A 15,521-nucleotide genomic window follows, 5' to 3' on the forward strand; every position below is an offset into this window, starting at 1 on the left:
CGACTATCGCAGTCTGCTCCCCACCCGCGCCGCAGTCCTCCTCACCTGTCCTCCCTCACCGTTGTGACGCTGGTATTGTCACCCTTGTTCTGCGCTTCCGATGTCGATGTCGGGGAAGGCTTCGGCGCGATATCCGGGTCGGCGCGACCGCAACCGGCCTCAGTGCAAATAAGGCCGATATAGTCCTTCGTATCCCCTCCAAAGCCATAGATTTTGACCAGGTGACCGGCGTCCGCCACAGAAACATTGGAGCGGTGGACGACTTGGCCGCCTGGGGCATAGGCCGTCATCAAGACCTGGCCGGGGCTTATCGCACGTATGGTGAAGGTGCGATCGGTTTCAGGTCTGACTTCCACAATGCCGTCGGCCGAGAGCGAAAACCTGTTCACAGCCTGCTGGAACATAAAGGTCCGCGTCTGCCCGGTCTGAATCTGGATCGTGTCGGCCCCAACAATCTCCTGCGGCGGCTGCGCCTTCGTGGTGCTGATGCTTCCCACGAGTAGGGCTGCGCTGATAGCGCTGAGACATAAAATACGCATTGTGCTCTACCTCTGCTTGAGGGCAATTTACGATAAAGCTCCAATGCCAGGATGCTACTTGGGGATGGCCACAAATTCAATCACGAAAAGGGTCCCAATGGCTGGGGCTCGGCGTGGCGGCCGCCATTCTGAAGGTCCATTCGATAGCGGGACACGCAAAAAATGCCTTCGCTCTGCAAACTGCAAATCGCTGGTCTGATTAGGCGGCCTGGCTGAGTTCGATCCGCAGCCGCACCAGCGAAGGCACGGGAGCGCGCCAAAGCGCAAGACGTGGGTGACGGCCGCAAGCCGAAACTAACGCAGCACCAGCGCTTGGAAGCTCTTGCAAGGCGTAGCGCCGGCGAGGCTCTAGTTGACATCGCTAGAAGCTTCAACGTCAGCCATTCGACCATCTGCAGGTTTTAACCCCCTGGTTGGAGGCTCCACGCTATAGTCTCGAAAGCGCGCGAAGAGCTGCGGGAGCCACGATGTCCGACCAGCAACAGCCGAACCAAGCCGGTTATTTTCGGCCGACCCCAGAAATCGCGGCGTTCAAAATGAAGGTACGCGAACTCGCAAAATGGTTTCTGGATTTGCTGCTCTATGTGGCAGTTGTCTCTATTCTGCAAAGTTTTGCCCGACAAAGTCCGGGGTGGACATTGAAGGTCGTTGCCCAATTAGCAAGTCTCGCGTTGGCGGTTTACTTGGTAACCACCCTCCCGACGGGGTCGATCTTTCCATTGCCCGAGCGGATGGCGAAGTCCAGGACCTGGCTCGCCGTGGGCTCGCTGATCTGGGGCATTGCGATGCTGGCGCTGATCTTTATTGCCGGGTCCACACTCTCGGCCATGATGGAGGAGGCGTTCCAGAGGCGATAAGTTGGCGTGATTTGCCTTCCACAACGCCGCCAATAATTATTCTGATCGCTGGAGGAGATTTAGGGGAATGAACGATGAACGATGACAAACTCAGTGAGCGCGTCGCGCATCTGGAAGGGCAACTCTCTCGGTTACTAATTGCCCTTTGCTGCGCGCTGAGCACCATTCTCGTGCTCATCTTTTACAACCGTCACCCGTACTTTATCGATCAAGACATCGGCACCCTAGTGTGGAGTGTCGTCGGGACGATCGCTTCCTCTTTCGTCGTGGGATGGCCCATCGTTAGGTGGGTTGTCGGCAAAAAGCCGGAATAGCTTGTGGCGTTTGCGCCATAATACCGGGTTTTTCAATTTCGGCGCATGTTCGGACAATGCACGAGCACTGCATCCTGTTCACAAGCGATATCCAGCGGTTTCTGGCGCGTCGGATACGCCTCCTCGGCCATCACAACGACCTACCTGCGCTGAGTCAATCGTAGATTGATGTCATTATTCAAGTTCATCATGCAGAGACTAACGGCATTTTTGCCTTTCAAATGTCTTTTGCCTTTTTCAATTGACCTTGCCCCCACAGTTTTATCCAGTCCTGAGTTCGCTCGGGCCATTGGATTTGCCCGGTTGGGCGGTGGGAGCGACGGGAGCTGGCGCGGAGCCATCGGCATAGCGCAGCGCCAGATCCCGGCGCGGGTGATAGGTGAAGGCAAACTCGGAGGGCGTTTTCCATCCGAGCTGCGAGTGCGGTCGTGTGCCGTTGTAATCGGCACGCCAGCATCCGAGCGCGACGCGAGCCTGAGCCAGCGACGTGAACAGCGTCTCGTTCAGCAGTTCATCCCGCAGCCGACCGTTGAAGCTCTCGATGAAGGCGTTCTGCATGGGCTTGCCCGGCGCGATGTAGTGCCATGCAACCCGGCTCTGATCCGCCCATGTCAGGATAGCGTTGCTGGTCAGTTCGCTACCGTTGTCGCTGACCACCATCTTCGGCTTGCCGCGCTCGATCACAAGCCGGTCCAGCTCCCGTGCCACCCGGCTGCCCGAGAGCGAGGTATCAGCCACCAGCGCCAGGCACTCGCGGGTACAGTCATCGACCACAGTCAGGACGCGGAAGCGGCGGCCGTCGGTGAGCTGATCCGACACGAAGTCGAGCGACCAGCGGTCATTCGGCGCCATCGGCACCGTCATTGGAGCTCGGGTGCCAATTGCGCGCTTGCGACCGCCGCGGCGGCGCACCGCAAGCTTCTCCTCCCGATAGAGCCGGAACAGCTTCTTGTGGTTGACCAGATAGCCCTCCCGCTTGAGCAGAACATGCAGGCGCCGATAGCCGAAGCGACGGCGCTCCTGGGCGATCGCCTTCATCCGCTGCCGAAGGCCAGCATCATCCACCCGGGTCGTCCGGTATCTCATAGTCATGCGGCAGCAGCCGATGGCTTTACACGCCCGCCGTTCGCTCATCCCGTGGGTGTCCACTAGATGCGCGACAGCCTTCCGCTTGGCCGCGGGCGTCACCACTTCTTTCCCAGGAGGTCTTTCAAGGCCGCATTGTCCAGCATGGCGTCAGCCAAAAGCCGCTTCAACCGGCTGTTCTCATCCTCCAGCGTCTTCAGCCGCTTGGCCTCCGAGACTTCCATCCCGCCGAATTTTGCCTTCCATTTGTAGATGCTGGCGTCGCTCACACCATGCTTACGGCACAGATCGGCAACCGGAACGCCGGCCTCGTGCTCCTTCAAAATCCCGATGATCTGTTCTTCCGTAAAGCGGCTGCGCTTCATGCTCTGGTCCTCGGCGTAGGCCAGAGCGAACTTCAAACTGGATTAAGCCCGTGGGGCAAGGTCAGCGGCGCAAGAACAGGCCATGCAGCCGGGGGAGCGAGGAACTGAAATGCTGAGCGGCCCCAGGGAGATTAATCCTGAGGCCGCTTCGCTTGTCGCCTCGAGTTCACTGGCTACTCCACGCGCTCTTCGGCGGTTGATAGCCGTTACTGTTCCACCAGCTCGTGGACGAGCTCGCAGGCGGTTGATAGCCATTGTTGCTCCACGCGCTCTTCGGCGGTTGATAGTCATTCCACGTGCTCTTGGGCGATTGATAACCATTATTGTCCCATGCGCTTGTCGGCGGCTGGCGCCGTCGGGCGTCATTGCTCCACCAACTATTCGGCACTCGACTTGGACGGTCTTGCTGGATGGACAGCCTCCGTTGCTCGGAGGTGCCGGCGCTGGGCATCTGGCGTTGCGCGGTGCCAATTATGATCTGGTCTTGTGCGTAGGATGGCGCAGCGAATCCAATTGCCATTGCAACTATGATGATTGTTTTGCGCATTAGTTCGCCTTCCGGAATGGATGGGAGCGGGCCTTAAAGATAGCCCCGTCGGGCGTCACGCACTATGGCCGAGCGCGCTCAGGGTGCCGGAAGAGTTCTGCTCAAGGATGGCGTTATCTCAGGTGGCGAGACACCTGCGGCCAGGTGTCTCCAAAGGCATTGTGTTACCGGATCCAGACAAGCTTTGGTAAGGTATCTAGATGCCGTAAAAATCCCGCTAGAAGGCCTTCTAGGCAGCCGCAGCAATTGAGCACTTTTTTCATAGATTGCGTCTCGAGACGCCTCGTCCGTCCAACCGGACGCGAAATCACGGAATTTCTCCAGCTTGCTTGCTAATGTTCCTGTTTTACCGAAACGAGCGGCGAGACTGGTTCGGTCACAACTGCCGCTTGAGCCATCGTCAGTCCCGTGGACCGATAGCCGCCTTTAGCCGTGTTGTACCTCTCATCGCGCGGTGCTGGGCCCTTCAATGCAGCGCACGGTTCATCTCGATCGGTGGTATCTCCGGGGCTCTGCTCAACGCTGGTTTGGTCGGAAATTTCGTTAAGCCTCGACACAAGCGACCGCGAGATGATCGCAAATCGATGCGAACGCCTGTTTCGCTTCCGCGTTCTCAAAGCAAAACCGCGTCCCCTGATCGCCGCGCTCGATCCACCAGTCGATCTTGATCTTCCCCCGAAAAAGTGGACGGGTTAAGCGGCTTTTAGCTCCATCTCGATCGGGGAGATATATCCGATGGCGGCAAGTCAGTTATCTCACTGCAGCGCTTCACGTGCTTGAAGGAATAACCAGGCTACGGCGCGGTCAATTCGTTCGCGAACGAGAGGGCTCGCCGCGGCCTCTGACATCGTCTCTCCCGGAAAAGATGTTCTCCGCCAACGAATTCGCTGGCGCGGAGTACGTCACAGCATCTGGCAGGCCAACCGGCGAGGGGCGATTTGCATCAACGTTTTGCTGCTCTCTCCACGAATTCCAGCAGCGAAGGAGCTACCTCCTCGAGTTCAACGAAGCGACGGCGCAGCTCGTCGGCGATCTCCGCGGTTACATCGCGCGACCATCCCTCTGCGGTATTGAAGGCCACAATGCGCATCGGGCGAATATATTCTCCGTCCAGCAGATGGTTGATCAGGGTGTCGAGATTGGCGTCCTCTTCATCGGTCTCAGACCAAGCGCGGCCCAGCCCGCCGCCAAAGTCCTCTAGCACCAGATAGACGTCATGGTCCTCCGGACCCTGCGGCACGATGGACGGAGCGGGACTCATGAGAGCAATCCCTTTCTGGCCTTTCAATCGCTGTCCCAAACGATCGAAAACACTATGGCTGTAAAGGGTCAAGCACGTCCAATGATCACCGGACCAACCGATAAACCTTGGGTCGATTCTTACGTCGCCACCGCTCGGGATTAGGCTAGTATCGGCTGAGGGACTGCCTCATGCCGATCGCGGCGAGCATGGTCGCGCCGCCGCTAGGGAATCTCACGACGTTCGAAGCTTTTGAAGCGGATCCTCGACCTTTCGCCCCACCGTTGACGCTAGGCAGATCGACAATACGACCCGGTCTCAGGTTCGAGCCACACATCACCAAACATAACGTCGATCCAGTCTACTTTGACGCGCCAAGGAAGCGATGGTTCGTGATCTCCCTGAGCAGCAGCAATCGTTTGGTTTGCGCGGCATTCATCAGGCCCTCGAACAGGGCGAAGATCTCGCGGGCCTGCACGTAGACTTCGGTGTTGATGGCGTGTTGATCGAAGCCATAGCGAGCAAGACGCGCGTCGATCTCGGTTGCAGCCACCGCATCAATCCGCCAGCTCACGGCGTTTTGCAGCGTGTAGTACTCGGCCTCATCTTCGAACCCCGGGGCGGTCCCGATCATGTCGATGCTGCGAAGCGCAGCTTCGATGGCCTTTTGGCGATGGATTTCGAGAGCCTTGTGTCGCAACACGCGGTAGCGCTGGATCTCCCAGGAGAGTTCAGCGACATCGATCGCGAGCAGCCACTCAATGGCTGATCGGGGCGCGAGGTCGGCGAAGATTGCCTGCTGCAGCACTTGGTAGTGCTCAAGCTTTTCGCCCGGGAGCAGCAGTGGCGGCGGTGCCAACACCTCAAACTCTGCCGGCAGCGCGGTCGCGGTCAGCTGCTGCGCGGTTTGGAAGGGGCCGTTCATGGTGGCGAGGCCTCCGACCCCAGGTTGGCGGCAAGGGCCGCGGTGCCGACGGACGCGTTGGATGGACCGTGGACCGGGCTCGCCGCCCATAGCTCCTGTGCCACTGGCAGCGGCGCGATCTGCAGGTTCGCCCACCACGCCCGCTCATTGCCATGCCGGTGCAGCTCCTGATGATGGGCGCGGCACAGCGGCACGGTGAACTCGTCGCTGACCTTCAGGCCCAGGGCGCGCGGCTGGGCGAACCCGAGGTGGTGCGCATCGCACGGAGTTCGCCGGCAGACCAGGCAATGTTGGTCGCGGACGAACAACAGGTGCGCCTTGCTGCGCTTACGGGGCAGATCCTTGGGATGGGCGAGCCCTGTCTCGGGCGCCGCTGGCTGTAGCGCCGCCTCGGCGCCCGCGTCGGCGGCTTGGAGCGATGCTAGGGACGGGTTTTGCTCGCCATCGGAGACGGGAAGTGGTTCAACCCTGCCGGCTGCGGGTCCGGCGGCGGTCTCGAGCTTGGCCCGGTAGGCGGCTTCGACCATCCGGGCGTCGGCCTCCAGCAGGGTATTTTTGAGCGGAATGCTGGCCTTGGCCCAGGTGAGCAGGTCGTTGCCGGCGGACAGGGCTGCGAGTTGGCTCAAGAGCTGCTCCCGCAGCTCAGCGGACTGCGGCGGCCCCAGCACCGGCGCGCGGTGGAGAACGCCCTTGGCGGGCTTGGCTTTGGCGCCAAGAGATCCCTGCGCGCCGGCCTCCGGCACGGCTGCCAGCGCATCCGGGGCATCCAGATCGTCCTCACCGGCAATCCCGACCAGGGCGAACAGGGCATAGCGCCGCGCATAGGTCAGCGCCGCCCCCATCCGGTGCGGCGCCTCGACATCTCTGGTCGCGCACACCGGCCAGTCCGAGGAGATCCACTCGCCTGAGGAATGGGCGAGCAGGGTGGTGAGGTGGATCTGTCCGGTGGCCGCCTCGATCCGGGTGGTCTGGATGGTGGCGATCTCCTGCTGGCTTAGGGTCTTGCGCACGATGTCGAGGCCGCTCGCCAGCGAGGCGTAGCGGAAGGTTTCGTCATCGCGCAGGAACGGCGAACGGATCTGAGCTGTCAGGGTCTTTTCCGGGTTGGTCAGTTCGGCCTGCGCGCGGGCCAGCGCCGCCGCAATCGCACCGATGTGCTCACTGGCCTGGTGCATGGACGCTCTCCATCTCAACCGGATCAAAGCTGACCGCGCCGGCTTTGGAGCGCTTGGCGCGAAGGCCGTGGCCAAAGGCCTCCTTGGCATCCTCGGGCATCAGCTTCTTGAGCTCTGCCTTGGCCTGCTCATGGTCGCCATAGGCCTCTCGGGTACGCAGGTAGGTCGCCGCACACTCGGCCCACAGATTGGACGCGGTCATGTCGATGACCTTGACGGCGGCCAGGCGCGGCCGCGGCGCCTCGATGCCGAACAGCAGCGGCGGCTCGCCGCTCTGCACGCAGCGCCAAAACTTCTTTTCCGCGGTCAGCAAGAGGTGCTGGTAGAGGGGGTCGGCGTGGACGGTGTCTCGACCCATTTGCCGCCGCCGGTAATCACCGAGAGCACCGCCGAGCGGGCGGCGATCACCCACATGTTGTGCTGCAGCTGCGCCATGTGTTTTTCGGCGGCGGCCTCCTCGGTGAAGCCCCAAGGCAGCATGAACTTGGCTTCGAACAGCGCCCCGGTCGCTGCGACGACGCCGTCGAGCGTTGCCGCCATCCAGCCATGCACGGGATGGCGAAGACGCTTTTGAACGTCCTTGATGGTCTGGCCGGAGGCGTGCTGATACCAGCTCCGGTTGAGTTCCTCCGTGACGGTCCCGAGCTGAACGATCAGATTGCGCGTAAGATCTTGCGGCGCGATCTCGCCGCGCTTTTCGCGCCACAGGCGAATGAGATCGTCCTGGTCATCGCCCATGATGATGCGTGCATCTGAGCCGCCGATAAAGGCCCGGCGGTCGTGCGGGTTGAAGTTGACGACGGGATGGGGCGCCTCGGCGCCATTGGCAGCGATCGTGGTCACCGGTATCTCCTTCGGGCTTGGCACTCGCGGCTTGCCGCCGCACCGCCAAAACCCCCGTTCCCGCGGGGTGAGATACCGGGGCCATCGGTCCACGCCCGGCCCAATCAGTAACGCTCCTTTTGCGTGAAAATGCCAGTCCTTTCTGCAGCAAGATCGTTGTTCTTTTGGCCTAAAAAATCTTGATATTTCCGGGGCTTGGAGGGAGCTTTTTTAGTGTTGGAATGAGCGCAACCGAGGACGCACCGACATGGCATCACACCGACAAATCGAAGCCAATCGCCGCAACGCCAAGCGCAGCACCGGCCCGAAAACGGCGGCTGGAAAAACAACGTCAAGCCGAAACGCCTTGCGTCACGGGCTCGCGGGCCGCGGCACGCGGGATGACCTGGAGCTAGCGCCCCTGATGTACGCTATTGGCTCCGGCCTCGGGCATGAGATCGGATCGGAAGCGGCAGCTGCCGTCGCACGTGCCAAACGCGACCTATGCCGTGTCCGAATGCTCCGCCAAGCGATGTTGGCCGATCTACCCGATGGCCCGACTGGCGCCATCGGCAAGCGGCTCAACGGGCTTGAGCGATACGAGCGCAGCGCATTAGCGCTGCAGAAGCGCGCGCTTCGGTCTCTCAGGTCAAAGGAAGGCTAAGGTTCGAAACGCGACCAATTGGCTTCGTTGTGCAAAAGAGCTCCCCGCTAACCGGTGGTTATGGGTACCCAAAGCCATACTCCTCACCATAGTCCCCGCGGCCGACCGAAATGATGTCCAGCTCGATATCATCGAACATCGGATGGTGGCTCGCCCACTTCAGAAATTGCGATGTGCTGTCGACCTGGTCGTCGTGTTTGCCGTGCGGAAATGCCAGCAGCTCCAGCAAAAAGTGGCCGAGCCAGGCTGCGTTTGTCGGCAGATGCACTTGCCCGGCCTCGATCCGGAAGGATTGTGCCGCCATACGATCGGTCTTGCTGCCTTCGGGCTTGATGCCGATCGGGCGCGGCATGCCGTTCGGCGTATCACGTTGCAGGTCCTGCAGCATCATCATCCCCGGGCCGACGTCCTCGATCAAAACCGCGTCCACCTTATGTTTTGCAGCGAGGGAGATCACGGTCCTTCTGAGGTCAGGATATTGTTGTCGGCCCCTGAAAACGTCGAGCAGGTAATAGTTGTTATTGACGATACGCCAGGTGGTACACACCGAATAGTCGTTGTGTTCGCCGGTCGTCATGGCAGTGTCCCAGCTCTGCACGACGCGATCGCGCGCGCCTGGCTTGGGCAAGGTCTCGTAGCCGCGAAACCATTCCCGCTTGATCAGATTGCCCTCGATCGGAACGGGGCGTTGCTGGTATTGCGCCGAGAACTGGAGGCTGCCGATCTCGGCCTTGATCCGCTCAAGCACTGTCCTGTCTTCGCGCGCCGGGTGCAGCACATCGCCAGCACAACGTCGCACGAACCGCCCCGCCGCAACTGGAATTTCATCATCGTCCACCGCAATGGCGGGAAGGTCGAGATGGTGCCAGCCGCCCGTTTGTAGAAGATGACCCGCCAGATCATCCTCGTGTAGCCGTTGCATCACAACAATGATTTGGCCGGATTCTTTATCGTTGAGTCGAGAGACGAGGGTGCCGCTATACCAATCGATGACGCGTTTGCGAGCCACCTCCGACATTGCATCTTCCGCCTTCAAGGGATCATCGACGATAATCAGCTCGGCCCCACGGCCCGTCAATGTCCCACCGACGGATGTGGCGTATCGGCTGCCACCGGCCGTGGTCACCAGTTCCGAGCCGGTATCTTTTGCTATGCGCAAGGCAGGAAACAGCAGCCGATACCACGGGGACTCGATCAGCATTCTAAACTGTCGATGCAACTCGGCGGCAAGGTCGTTGGAGTAGCTGACCACGATGACGCGGCGATTTGGATCGTGACCCAGTAGCCAGGCCACGTAGGCGACCGATACGGACAGCGATTTGAGGGAACGCGGAGGCTGGTTGATGAGGAGACGGCCGCCGCGACCGGACATCAGACGGAGCAGCTGATAGACGATCGCGTCAATGTGCCAGTTGGGTAGATAGGCGATGCCCGGAAAGACCGTGTAGAAGACCTTGTGGATGAAGGAACGCAGATCCCGCCGGAGTAGCGCATCTAAGACATCCCTCATGAGCCGTCGTCTCCGCCGTCCTTGGTTTCGGCGTCGGCCAGAACCTGCGCTCGAAACGAGTCGAGAATTGCCTGATCGTCGACCGACATGCTCGTGTCCGCGTGCTGCGGGGGACCGTCGCTCATCGCCATAGCATAGGAGAGCAATCTATCCAGCGCCCGGACATCGCCCCTCAGCGCTTTTTCGCGAAGGCGCAGCAAGGCTGCTTTTTGCGTGGTGACGCGTCGTGATTTTCCGCCTTCGTTCAGCGTGATGAGGGCCTGAAGGGTATTCTTCAGGTCGGTTGCAAAATTCAAGCTGCCCTTCGGCCGACCGCGGGGATTGCCGGATTGCCCCGGTTTGAAGCGGCTGCGCAGGGGAGGTTTGCCGTAGCCACCGCCCTTATCGGATTTGTGACTCACGCGTGCTCTCCACCGCTGCGGTGCTCCCGTTGGCCAAACTGTTCGCCTGTCTCGGCGTGCACCGCCGCCTTGCCCGTGACATGCTGCCAGCGGCGGATGGTGACATCCACGTAGCGTGGTTCGATTTCAATCAGCCGCGCCCGACGCCGGGTCCGCTCTGCGGCGATGAGCGTCGTTCCGGCGCCGCCGAACGGATCGAGCACAATGTCGTGCTCGTTGGTGCAATCGCGGATCGCGTCAGCGATGAGCGCGACGGGCTTGACGGTGGGGTGCAGGGCGAACTTGCTTTTTGACGTTCCGCTCAGCGCGCTCTGACTCACATAGCTCCAGACATTGGTCCGGTTGCGTCCATGGCGGCCGAGTGCGATGTTGTTGATATGCGAAGCGTTACCAAACTTATAGACGAACACCAGCTCATGCTGGGAGCGGTACAGCGACCCCATGCCGGCATTGCTCTTGTTCCAAATGCAGAGGTTCTTGAGCTCGGGGTAGATCGCCCGGCCGGCACTGAGTAGCGCGCCCATGACCCGCCAATCCGAGAAAATGAAATGCAGCGAGCCATCGGCGGCGTAGCCGCATATTTGGGCGAAGGCGGTGGTCAAAAACGCTTCATATTCCGGCGGAGCCATCTCACCGCAGGCCATCGCAAAATCATCGTGTTTGACTTTGCCCCGACCGGAGACGTGCCCGTCGATCCTGCAGTTGTAAGGCGGGTCGGCAAAAACCATCCTGGCCCGGTCATCGCCCATGAGCCTGCGGTAGCTCTCTGCCTGAAGCGTATCGGCGCAGACGAGACGATGCTCCTCCAGGATCCAGAGATCGCCCGGCTGGGTGACGGCCGGACCTGCTTCGGCTTGCGGCAACTCGTCTTCCAAATCCTCTGAATCGGAAACGGCAACGTCGAGTTCTCCGGTTGAAAACCCGGTTAGTTGCAGGTCGACTTGTGGGTCGATGGTGAGGAGCTCAGTAAACTCAAGGCGCAGGGCCTGAACATCCCAGCTGGCGTCCTCGGTCAGCCGGTTAAGTGCAAGCCTCAGCATTCGCAGCTGAGTCTCGCTGAGATCGACAATCGTCACGGCGGGCACATGATCTAGACCGATTTGCCGAGCTGCTGCCACCAACGCCGAGCCCGCCACCACCCGATTCTTGGCGTCGATGACAATCGGTGCAACGAAACCGTACTCCCGCACGCACCCGGCGAGCTTGTCGATCTGGCTTTGCGGATGGCGGCGGGTTTGGTGGCCGAGCGTCGTGAGCTGGCTGATCAGAACGAGAGTGGGTTTCAGATCATGGCGGAGTGCATCGCCATTGGTTGGTCGGGTGCTGATCGTCAAGAGGGCCTCCTTGTGCAATATGCCTATCGGCATATTGGCGGAGGGCCCGCCTCACGCACTTAGAAAGACCTCATCTCCGATCTCCCGGCGCGATTTCTGTATCTGATCGCCGCGGCCATCATGCTGCTCACGGTTTGCGGGGTGATCGACGGACTGCAGGTTCGCAAGAATTTTAAGACGAACTGGCCGGCAAGCGTCTGCGGACTGCCATCGTAGCGTAGTCGCTCGTAAGGATTGTGAGTGAATGTGCCGCCATGCCGCTCCACGAGGTCAGCCAGCCAAATCACCACCTGCAGCCGCGTCAGCTGCCGAAGCGGACCGCCCCGTTTCTTGCTGATTGCGAGCGCGGTTTGGCTCGCGAGCTCAAGCCGCTGCGCGATGCTGATCGCATCCGCCAGATCACGCACGTCGTAGTCGTCGTTCTGGAGCAACTGAGGACAAATCTTGTCCTCTGAAGCTTCATCCAGCCGCATCAGCTGGTCCGCGAGATGATCGGCCGCATCCGCCAACCTGCGGAGCGGCGCGTCGTCGCCCTGCCGGGCCTTCCGCCTGGCGCTTTCGGCAAGAGCTCGTAATCGTCCCGGAAACAAGTAGAAGACGGCGAGGGCGCCCGCAGCTTCGGTCGGCGCGTGCTCGGCGACCCAATCGAACTCAAGCTGCGCCGCGCAGCTGAGGAATCGGCCAACGTGCTGGATGACGTGGCCCAAGGCTTGGTGGCTCTGGGCTCGGCTTGCTTGCTGCGCTCGTTGTTGTTCAGCCTGAACCATGACTTCGCGGACCCGCTCCAGTTGGGAGCGAATTTCTGCCTCGCAGCCCTCGCGTAGCCGGCCAGGGAAGGTGCTCATCACATCGGTAAATTGGTCGTCGCTGAGCAGACACGCTTCGGCGCAATCGCCCGGTCCGGCATTCGGATCGTACACGTGTCCATAGCCGCGCAGGAGGACCATTTCGGTCCCACCGCATTTTGCTTCGACGCGCCCAGGCATCGGCTCGGCCCCCTGCACCGCGGATGACGTTTTCAGATTCGCAACAAACAGAATCGCTTGCCTCATGAGGCTTGTGCAAGTCCGGGCCAGCACGGTCCTCCACCACGCTAATGTTGAAATCCAGATCGAGACCATAAGCCGCCGCGCGGGATTCACCGGCATTGACGCTTTTAGCCGGAGACCGTAAGCGTCCATTCCTGACACTTGGCGTCAGTTGACGGCCGTCGCTGGTCGCCAGTTCCAGGGCAGGAGCTCGTCGAGCCGACTCATGGGGTGCCCGTTTGACATGCGCTGGAGCACGTCCTCAAGATAAGCGAACGGCTCGACATCGTTGAGCTTGGCAGTGGTGATGAGGGAGCAGACGGTTGCCCAACGGGCGGCGCCGCCGTCGGATCCGGCGAACAGGTGGACGTTGCGGCCGAGCGTGATGGGGCGAATGGCGCGTTCAACGGTGTTGGTAACAAGCTCGACGCGTCCATCATCCAGAAAGCGGCAAAGGGTGATCAGCGGGTCAAAGCGTAGCGGATAGCGTCGGCCAGGCCGCTGCGAGGCGGGATGTGGGCGATTTGCGTCTCGAGCCAGGCCTTCATCGCGGTGACCAGCGGTAGCGACTTCTGGGAGAGCGATCTCTACTCTCCTGCAGCTCAACATGAAGGCCGCCTTCGACGGGTCACTGATCTGTTCGCCCCTATACACTCGCGGTACCACGGTGACGCGGCTTTCAGCCACAGACCTGCTGGCACAGACTGCATAGCTGCTCGACCCCATGCATGTGACCTCGGCGACGCAGGGATGGCGCTTGGTACAGTCGCTGCCCTTGCGGGATAGCAGACGCACGCGCTTGTCCTTCCGGATGAACCTCCGGTATCCGTCGTGCTTCACCTCATGAATCCAATCCGGTCCTGATGAGATTGATAGTGACGATGACGGAGGCGCGCTAATTCTTTTAGCATGAGGCCACACAGAAGGTCATTCCTTTCGAAGCGGCCAGTCCCTTAGAACATCCGAGACAGCAAGGCTAATTCCCTTGCGAGCTGAGGCACGCGATTGAGATCTCCTTCGGTAGATCGCACGGCAAGAGAATAGTTCGTCCCTCGATTACGGCCGACCATCCGGCTCCGCCCTCAAAGCAAAGCAAGCCGCAACGGTAGCGGCTATTTCGCGTTGTTCAGCGAGGCGAGGAATAGATCAATATTGCGAAAATGGGTGGTCCAAGTCGGAGCAACGAATTCTCTTGCGCATTCGATGCAGTAGGTTCGCAAGCCAGAGCCCGGCTTTGCTATTTCAACGATATCGTCCCGCCAGCCCAACCCATCGGTAAGTTTACGGAATCTCGCTTTGCCCTGACTTACTTCGTGAAAGACCGGAATGTCCGAACAGATGACAGGAGTGTGGAGCGACAGCGCTTCGACAATGGGCAGGCCATATCCCTCGGCGAAGCTTGGCATCAAAAGAGCTGCGGCTCCGCTTATCAATTCTTTCAAATGCGCTGGTGAAAGACCTGAAACACGAAGCACTCTGCCCTGAAGTTCCGGGGTAAGATCAATCTCCCGAATCGTCTGCTCGGTTTCCCAGCCTTTCATTCCAACGAGCACTAGCCTGGCGCGGAAATCAACCCGATCTGCGAGCGTTCGCCAGATGTGAAGGAGCAGGTCATGATTTTTCCTCGGCTCGATCGTCCCAATCATTAGGAAATAGGGGTCGCCACCGATCGGCGCTGAGGATCTCACACTTGGTGCGTTTTCCAGCGGAGATGGCAGCGGCTCGACATGAATACGTACGTTGTGACGGTCGTGCGCTGCAAATTCGTCACGAACTCGGTCGGCGACTCTCTGAGAACTCGTTATCAGGGCGCTCGCCCGGCGCATCGTTCTGAGACGCCGCAGGAAGCGCTCTTGGTATCCGGCCGGGAAAAACTCAGGAAAGTCGAGAGGCAGAAGATCGTGAATGAAGAAGACGGGCCACACGTCACGTCGTTGGTCCAGCCATCTGAAGAAGCGATCATGCTCGAAGGCGTGCTGTGCAACGCTGAGGTAGATCGCTCCCTCCGGGATTGTGGCCTTCCAATCCCAAAAAATCCTGAACCCGGTTTGGCGAGCAAAGTTGCGCACCAGGTTATTTTTCCACAATTTCGAGCTTCGTCCCGAGCTGAGTAGGCTCGTCGTCGATCCAGATAGTCTCTTCAAGAGCAGCAACCAGTCGGTATTGTCGGTTGTCTCGTGCTCGCGCTGAGCCTCCTCGAAATCGCTGAGCAGCCGGCGGCTTTGGCCTGTGCCAAGCACGTGGGGCCTGTACAAGCCGTACTGGGTGCTCGAGCATGGCATTGCGGGGTTGCCCAGAAAGTGCCGGGCATAGGCGAGATCGACACGGTCGATGCCGGTGGTTGCTGCTTGCGTCAGCCTGGTGATCAGATGACTGACGTCGAAAACGATGTCGGTGCCCACGGAAACCTTGGCTTAAGGGTTAGTTCGTCACTGCGTGATAGAACCGGGTAGAGGACTTACGACTACATCAGAATTTTTTGGGGCGTGGACTCACGAACAGATCGGCTTCCGGGAGCGCAGCAGACCAATTGTGCTCAAAGTGAGTTCTTCGGGTTTTGACCCCATAACAGAGTGCGCCAGGAAAGCTGGCAAAGAATAGGAGGTGAAAGTCCCCCATGGGGTAAGGACTAGCCATCCACCCCGACCCCGAGTGATGCGCGGCGTCCCGCAAGGGCCGACGTGAAGCGTTCACAGGGGAGACCACGGGCCAAG

General features: G+C 60.2%; 13 protein-coding genes and 2 pseudogenes. 3 read left to right on the forward strand and 12 right to left on the reverse strand.

Annotation, left to right across the window (positions count from 1 at the left end; all coding sequences use genetic code 11):
- Positions 1-41: 41 nt before the first annotated feature.
- Positions 42-497, reverse strand: coding sequence for a pilus assembly protein N-terminal domain-containing protein (locus YUU_RS0128645; protein ID WP_198031841.1), 456 nt, complete (start codon positions 495-497; stop codon positions 42-44).
- A gap of 312 nt (positions 498-809) precedes the next feature.
- On the opposite strand from YUU_RS0128645, the gene YUU_RS56740 reads away from it, so the two are divergent.
- The 3 genes from YUU_RS56740 to YUU_RS0128655 all read left to right on the forward strand — a co-directional run bounded on the left by YUU_RS56740 (position 810) and on the right by YUU_RS0128655 (position 1,710).
- A complete protein-coding gene (locus YUU_RS56740; protein ID WP_198031842.1) occupies positions 810-944 on the forward strand; it encodes a helix-turn-helix domain-containing protein in 135 nt (44 codons plus the stop codon).
- A gap of 62 nt (positions 945-1,006) precedes the next feature.
- On the forward strand, positions 1,007-1,396 hold the full coding sequence (locus YUU_RS0128650) for a hypothetical protein (RefSeq protein ID WP_027525464.1): 390 nt from the start codon (positions 1,007-1,009) through the stop codon (positions 1,394-1,396).
- 74 nt (positions 1,397-1,470) lie between these two features.
- The gene (locus YUU_RS0128655) at positions 1,471-1,710 is read left to right on the forward strand and encodes a hypothetical protein (protein WP_027525465.1); all 240 of its coding nucleotides are present in this window, start codon (positions 1,471-1,473) and stop codon (positions 1,708-1,710) included.
- Positions 1,711-1,971: 261 nt separating this feature from the next.
- Here YUU_RS0128655 and YUU_RS0128660 read toward each other — a convergent pair.
- The 11 genes and pseudogenes from YUU_RS0128660 to YUU_RS0128725 all read right to left on the reverse strand — a co-directional run bounded on the left by YUU_RS0128660 (position 1,972) and on the right by YUU_RS0128725 (position 15,209).
- Positions 1,972-3,161 (reverse strand): IS3 family transposase gene (locus tag YUU_RS0128660; RefSeq protein WP_156944557.1). Its coding sequence is split into 2 segments (ribosomal slippage): positions 1,972-2,912 and positions 2,912-3,161, totalling 1,191 coding nucleotides; the frame shifts between segments, so codons are not numbered across the junction.
- Positions 3,162-4,651: 1,490 nt separating this feature from the next.
- Positions 4,652-4,996: a hypothetical protein gene (locus YUU_RS0128675; protein ID WP_245288115.1), complete on the reverse strand. Its 345-nt coding sequence runs from the start codon at positions 4,994-4,996 to the stop codon at positions 4,652-4,654.
- A 313-nt stretch (positions 4,997-5,309) separates the two neighbouring features.
- Entirely contained in the window at positions 5,310-5,873 is a 564-nt protein-coding gene (locus YUU_RS0128680; protein ID WP_027525469.1) for a hypothetical protein, read from the reverse strand.
- Entirely contained in the window at positions 5,870-7,048 is a 1,179-nt protein-coding gene (locus YUU_RS0128685; RefSeq protein ID WP_027525470.1) for an ERF family protein, read from the reverse strand. Before YUU_RS0128685 ends, YUU_RS0128680 begins: the two co-directional genes overlap by 4 nt.
- A pseudogene (locus YUU_RS52030) lies at positions 7,032-7,891 on the reverse strand (YqaJ viral recombinase family protein). Before YUU_RS52030 ends, YUU_RS0128685 begins: the two are co-directional and overlap by 17 nt.
- Positions 7,892-8,592: 701 nt before the next feature.
- Positions 8,593-10,044 carry a phage terminase large subunit gene (gene terL / locus YUU_RS0128700; RefSeq protein ID WP_027525472.1) on the reverse strand — a complete coding sequence of 484 codons (1,452 nt, stop codon included), beginning with the start codon at positions 10,042-10,044 and terminating at the stop codon, positions 8,593-8,595.
- A complete protein-coding gene (locus YUU_RS52035; protein WP_051389927.1) occupies positions 10,041-10,445 on the reverse strand; it encodes a DUF5681 domain-containing protein in 405 nt (134 codons plus the stop codon). Before YUU_RS52035 ends, terL begins: the two co-directional genes overlap by 4 nt.
- Positions 10,442-11,779: a site-specific DNA-methyltransferase gene (locus YUU_RS0128710; RefSeq protein WP_027525473.1), complete on the reverse strand. Its 1,338-nt coding sequence runs from the start codon at positions 11,777-11,779 to the stop codon at positions 10,442-10,444. Before YUU_RS0128710 ends, YUU_RS52035 begins: the two co-directional genes overlap by 4 nt.
- Before the next feature lie 59 nt (positions 11,780-11,838).
- Positions 11,839-12,831 carry a hypothetical protein gene (locus YUU_RS0128715; RefSeq protein ID WP_156944558.1) on the reverse strand — a complete coding sequence of 331 codons (993 nt, stop codon included), beginning with the start codon at positions 12,829-12,831 and terminating at the stop codon, positions 11,839-11,841.
- 144 nt (positions 12,832-12,975) lie between these two features.
- A pseudogene (locus YUU_RS56745) lies at positions 12,976-13,364 on the reverse strand (transposase); the annotation flags it as partial.
- A gap of 555 nt (positions 13,365-13,919) precedes the next feature.
- On the reverse strand, positions 13,920-15,209 hold the full coding sequence (locus YUU_RS0128725) for a glycosyltransferase family 1 protein (protein ID WP_027525476.1): 1,290 nt from the start codon (positions 15,207-15,209) through the stop codon (positions 13,920-13,922).
- Between the last annotated feature and the right edge of the window lie 312 nt (positions 15,210-15,521).

This window comes from Bradyrhizobium sp. Ec3.3, assembly GCF_000472925.1.
GTDB lineage: Bacteria > Pseudomonadota > Alphaproteobacteria > Rhizobiales > Xanthobacteraceae > Bradyrhizobium.

What these genes read in the sequence shown, in the direction of transcription:
- YUU_RS0128685 (WP_027525470.1), bottom strand. Translation starts at nt 7,048, where the DNA reads ATGCACCAGGCCAGTGAGCACATCGGTGCGATTGCGGCGGCGCTGGCC.
- terL (WP_027525472.1), bottom strand. Translation starts at nt 10,044, where the DNA reads ATGAGGGATGTCTTAGATGCGCTACTCCGGCGGGATCTGCGTTCCTTC.
- YUU_RS0128680 (WP_027525469.1), bottom strand. Translation starts at nt 5,873, where the DNA reads ATGAACGGCCCCTTCCAAACCGCGCAGCAGCTGACCGCGACCGCGCTG.
- YUU_RS0128715 (WP_156944558.1), bottom strand. Translation starts at nt 12,831, where the DNA reads ATGAGGCAAGCGATTCTGTTTGTTGCGAATCTGAAAACGTCATCCGCG.
- YUU_RS0128655 (WP_027525465.1), top strand. Translation starts at nt 1,471, where the DNA reads ATGAACGATGACAAACTCAGTGAGCGCGTCGCGCATCTGGAAGGGCAA.
- YUU_RS0128650 (WP_027525464.1), top strand. Translation starts at nt 1,007, where the DNA reads ATGTCCGACCAGCAACAGCCGAACCAAGCCGGTTATTTTCGGCCGACC.